Origin of the sequence: Brevundimonas sp., from assembly GCF_044239655.1 — a bacterium.
Lineage (GTDB): Bacteria > Pseudomonadota > Alphaproteobacteria > Caulobacterales > Caulobacteraceae > Brevundimonas.
Window position 1 is genome coordinate 1 of sequence record NZ_JBIIAY010000179.1, and the last position, 4,159, is coordinate 4,159.

General features: G+C 67.6%; 5 protein-coding genes and 1 tRNA gene. 4 read left to right on the forward strand and 2 right to left on the reverse strand.

The features are described 5' to 3' along the window. Positions 1-36 precede the first annotated feature (36 nt). Positions 37-112: transfer RNA gene (locus ACILQR_RS15785), tRNA-Thr, on the reverse strand. A 77-nt stretch (positions 113-189) separates the two neighbouring features. Here ACILQR_RS15785 and ACILQR_RS15790 point away from each other — a divergent pair. Then, a complete protein-coding gene (locus tag ACILQR_RS15790) occupies positions 190-543 on the forward strand; it encodes a DMT family protein (protein WP_271144579.1) in 354 nt (117 codons plus the stop codon). Here ACILQR_RS15790 and ACILQR_RS15795 read toward each other — a convergent pair. Next, positions 540-977 (reverse strand): HIT family protein, encoded by a 438-nt coding sequence (locus tag ACILQR_RS15795; RefSeq protein ID WP_395652333.1) that lies wholly within the window; start codon positions 975-977, stop codon positions 540-542. The two genes, ACILQR_RS15790 and ACILQR_RS15795, sit on opposite strands and share 4 nt — an antisense overlap. Before the next feature lie 79 nt (positions 978-1,056). Between ACILQR_RS15795 and ACILQR_RS15800 the strand changes: the two genes are divergently transcribed. The 3 genes from ACILQR_RS15800 to ACILQR_RS15810 all read left to right on the forward strand — a co-directional run. Further along, positions 1,057-1,959, forward strand: coding sequence for an enoyl-CoA hydratase-related protein (locus tag ACILQR_RS15800; protein ID WP_395652334.1), 903 nt, complete (start codon positions 1,057-1,059; stop codon positions 1,957-1,959). 64 nt (positions 1,960-2,023) lie between these two features. After that, on the forward strand, positions 2,024-2,443 hold the full coding sequence (locus tag ACILQR_RS15805) for a hypothetical protein (RefSeq protein WP_395652335.1): 420 nt from the start codon (positions 2,024-2,026) through the stop codon (positions 2,441-2,443). A gap of 31 nt (positions 2,444-2,474) precedes the next feature. Continuing rightward, positions 2,475-4,159, forward strand: a 1,685-nt coding sequence (locus ACILQR_RS15810) for a M24 family metallopeptidase (protein ID WP_395652336.1), incomplete at its 3' end; no start/stop codon positions are given.

Sequence of the window (4,159 nt, forward strand, 5' to 3'; positions counted from 1 at the left end):
TTCTGGGCTCTGCTTAATGCGGCTGAAAACGGGGCCTGGTGCCGGCTGCAGGAATCGAACCCGCGACATCCAGTTTACAAAACTGGCGCTCTACCAACTGAGCTAAGCCGGCCCACGGTCGCCCGCCTGGGGCGTCGGATCGCGGCCTTATGCTGGCGGAATCTCTCGCGGGCAAGCAGATTGGCGCGCATGAAGCTGTCCTTCCCCTATCTCGCGCCGATCCTGATGCTGGTAGCATCGAACGTCTTCATGACGGCGGCCTGGTACGGGCACCTGAAATTCGGGTCCAGGCCGCTGTGGATCGTCGTGATCGTCAGCTGGGGCATCGCCCTGTTTGAATACTGCCTGGCCGTGCCGGCCAACCGGATCGGCCATCAGGTCTATTCGACGGCCGAGCTGAAGACGATGCAGGAGGTGATCACCCTGATCGTGTTCGCGGTCTTCTCGGTGACCTTCCTGGGCGAGAAGCTGACGCTGAACCACGCCGTGGGGTTTGCCCTGATCATCGGCGGGGCCTGGTTCATCTTCAGGGGGCCGCTCTAGTCGAGGGCGGCGGCGATCCGGTCGGCCAGCGGCCGGAGCGTCGAGGCCTCGGCCATGGGGGCGTGGCCGTGGCCCTTGAGCGGGCGATCGGCCCAGCGTGGGATGATGTGGAAATGCAGGTGGAAGACGGTCTGGCCACCGGCCTCGCCGTTGAACTGCATGATGCTGAAGCCCTCGGGCGACAGGGCCCTGACCACGGCGCGGGCCGTCCGTTGGGTCGCGGCGGTCAGTGTCGCCAGCACCTCGGGCTCGACCTCCAGCAGGTTGCGCGCCTGTGACGTCTTGGAGATCACCAGCACATGACCCTCGGACTGGGGGAAGACATCCATGAAGGCCAGGACATCGTCGTCCTCCCAGACTTTCACCGACGGGATCTCGCCCTTGAGGATTCGGGCGAAGATGTTTGCGGGGTCGTAGGCGCCGGTCAGGCTCATCGCGCGTTCTCCTGTGCGCGCCGTCTCTAGCAACGGCGCGGCGCGGGGACTATCCGTGTCGCGAACCAGGAGTTCCACCATGACCGATACCCCGTCCGAAGCCGATCTGAACGCGCTGGACATCACCGACGCCGAGGCGGCCGTCGTCAACAGCATCGCCCAGCCTTTGGTGCCGGGTGCCGCGCCGGACGCCAACGACGACCTGGTCCAGATCGAATCGACAAGCGACGGCGTGGTGTTCGTCACCATCAACCGGCCGCAGAAGAAGAATGCCTTCGACGCCGCCACCATCGCGGCCCTGCACGAGGCGTTCGAAACCCTGCATGGGGCGGACCATGTGCGGGTCGTCTTCCTGCGCGGGGCAGGGGGCACGTTCAGCGCCGGGGCCGATCTGTCGTGGATGCGTGACGCCGCCGACTGGTCCGAGAGCGACAATCGCGACGACGCCATGGGCCTGGCCCGGATGCTGAAGGCCCTGCACGACGTGCCGGCCCTGACCGTTGCGATCGTCGAGGGTGCGGCCATGGGCGGCGGGGCCGGGATGGTCTGCGCCTGCGATATGGCGGTGGCGGTCGAGGGGGCCAGGTTCGCCTTCTCAGAGGTCAAGCTGGGTCTGATCCCCGCGACTATCGCCCCCTATGTGGTCGAGGCGGTGGGGGCGCGACGGGCGCGGGCGCTGTTCCTGACCGGAAATACCTTCGACGCCGGCTATGCGGCGCATCTGGGGCTGATCGACATGGTGCTGCCCGACGCGGCCGCGATCGACAGCTTCGTGACCATGCTGACCGACAGCCTGAACGGCAGCGCGCCGGGTGCCATGGGCGACGCCAAGCGGCTGGTCCACCATGTGGCGGGGCATCGGCTGGACACCGGCCTGATGGAGGACACCGCTAAACGGATCGCCCGTGCCCGTGTGTCCGCCGAGGGCCAGGAAGGCGTCCGGGCCTTTCTGGACAAGCGTAAACCCTTCTGGACCACCTGACATCGGGATGTTCGGAGGAGAAGGCCGCGACGACGCGGTCGGGTCTGGATCAGGAGCTTGGTCGATGAAGCCGGTGAAGTTGATGGCGGCTGCGGTCGGGGCCCTCGTGCTCGCGGGCATGACGACCCAGGCCCGGGCCGAGACCGCCGAGGCGCGGCGGCCAGAGAACCGGGCGGACCTGCAATGCCTGGCTGTCTTTGCCGCCGTCGCCGGTCTCGATCCCGAGGATGCGGAGCTTCAGTCGGGGGCCGTCGGTGCCCTGATGTACTATTCCGGCCGCCTGAACGGACGAGCTCCGACGGTCGACTGGCTGGAAGAGCTGAAGCAATTCATCCTCTCCGACATCGATGAGGGCTTCAAGGTCGAGGCCGAACGCTGTGGGCGCGAGATGATCCAGCTGGGGGCCGAGATGACGGCCTGGGGCGCCGAGATGCAGGCGCTGGGGGCCAAGATGGAAGACTCCCGGAAACCCGGAACGCCTTGAGCCGAGGCGGTGGCTGGCTTAGGTCTGGGCCATGCGCCAGACCTTCGACGAAACCACCGATCCGTCCTTTGGGGCCCGCCATCTTCCGCTCGTGCGTGCGCGCCTGGCGGAGCAGGGGCTGGACGGCCTGCTGGTCCCGCATGAGGACGAGCATCAGAATGAATATCTGCCCGAGGCCAACGATCGCCTGGCCTGGCTGACCGGTTTCACCGGATCGGCGGGGGCCGCCGTGGTGATGACGGATCGCGCGGCGGTGTTCGCGGACGGTCGCTATACCGTTCAGGTGCGGGCTCAGGTGGATGCGGCTCAGTTCGAGATCTTCGACCTCGTCGAGGGCGGGGTGCCGGCCTATCTGGAGCGGGTGCCCAAGGGGGCGGTGATCGGTTACGACGCCCGGCTGCATAGCCCGGATGCGCTGGAGACCCTGGAGCGCGCGGTCGCGAAGGCCGGCGCGGCGCTGAAGCCGGTCGATGTGAATCCACTGGACGCCGCCTGGGCCGAGGCCCGCCCCGCCCAGCCCCAGGCCCCCATCGTGCCGCACGAGGATCGATATTCCGGCGAGAGCCATGCCTCCAAGCGCGAACGCATCGGACGCGTCGTGGCCGAGGCCGGGGCGGACGCGGCGGTCCTGACCGCGGCGCCGTCGATCGCCTGGCTATTCAATGTGAGGGGCGGCGACGTGATCCGCTCGCCCCTGCCCATGGGTCAGGCCATCCTGAACGCCGATGGAACCGCAGATCTGTTCGTGGATCCCGCCAAGGTGACCAATGAGCTGCCCGGCTGGCTGGGGGACGCCGTTACCTTGAAGCCAAGCGAGGCTCTGGATGCGGCGCTGGACGCGCTGGCAGGCAAGACCGTGCTGATCGATCCGGCCCAGTCCTCGGCCTGGTATTTCGACCGGCTGGAAGGGGCAGGGGCCAGGATCGTGCGCGCCATGGACCCGTGCGCTGTCCCGCGCGCGGCCAAGAACCCGGTCGAGATCGAGGGGACGCGTCGGGCCCATATCCGCGACGGTGCCGCCCTGACCCGGTTCCTGCATTGGGTCGATACGGTGGCGCAGGAGACACTGCCCAGCGAACGCGAGATCGTCGGCGTGTTGGAGGGTTTCCGCGAGGCGACGGGTGCGCTGAAGGACCTGTCGTTCGACACCATCGCCGGGGCCGGCCCCAACGGCGCCCTGCCGCACTACAAGCCTGTCGGTGCCAAGATTCGGCGGATCGAGAAGGGTTCGCTGCTGCTCGTGGACGGCGGTGGCCAGTATCTGGACGGCACCACCGACGTGACCCGCACCATGGCGATCGGCGCGCCGACCGCCGACCAGCGCCGGATGTTCACCCTGGTGCTCAAGGGCCATATCGCCATGGCGACGATCCGGTTTCCCGCCGGCACGACGGGCCACCAGCTCGACGCCATCGCGCGTCAGCCAATGTGGATGGCGGGCCTGGATTACGACCACGGCACGGGCCACGGGGTTGGGTCTTACCTGGGGGTCCACGAAGGGCCTCAGCGGATCGCCAAGGCGGTCAATACCCAGCCGCTGCTGACCGGGATGATCCTGTCCAACGAGCCGGGCTACTATCGCGAGGGCTACTGGGGCATCCGGATCGAAACGCTCCAGGTCGTCACCGCGCCCGAGCCCATCCCGGGCGGCGAGCGGCCGATGCACGGTTTCGAGCAGCTGACCTTCGCGCCGCTGGATCGCAAAATGATCGACGT

Excerpts from the sequence above, each read along its gene's own strand:
- ACILQR_RS15800 (WP_395652334.1), top strand. The coding sequence starts at position 1,057 with ATGACCGATACCCCGTCCGAAGCCGATCTGAACGCGCTGGACATCACC.
- ACILQR_RS15790 (WP_271144579.1), top strand. The coding sequence starts at position 190 with ATGAAGCTGTCCTTCCCCTATCTCGCGCCGATCCTGATGCTGGTAGCA.
- ACILQR_RS15805 (WP_395652335.1), top strand. The coding sequence starts at position 2,024 with ATGAAGCCGGTGAAGTTGATGGCGGCTGCGGTCGGGGCCCTCGTGCTC.
- ACILQR_RS15795 (WP_395652333.1), bottom strand. The coding sequence starts at position 977 with ATGAGCCTGACCGGCGCCTACGACCCCGCAAACATCTTCGCCCGAATC.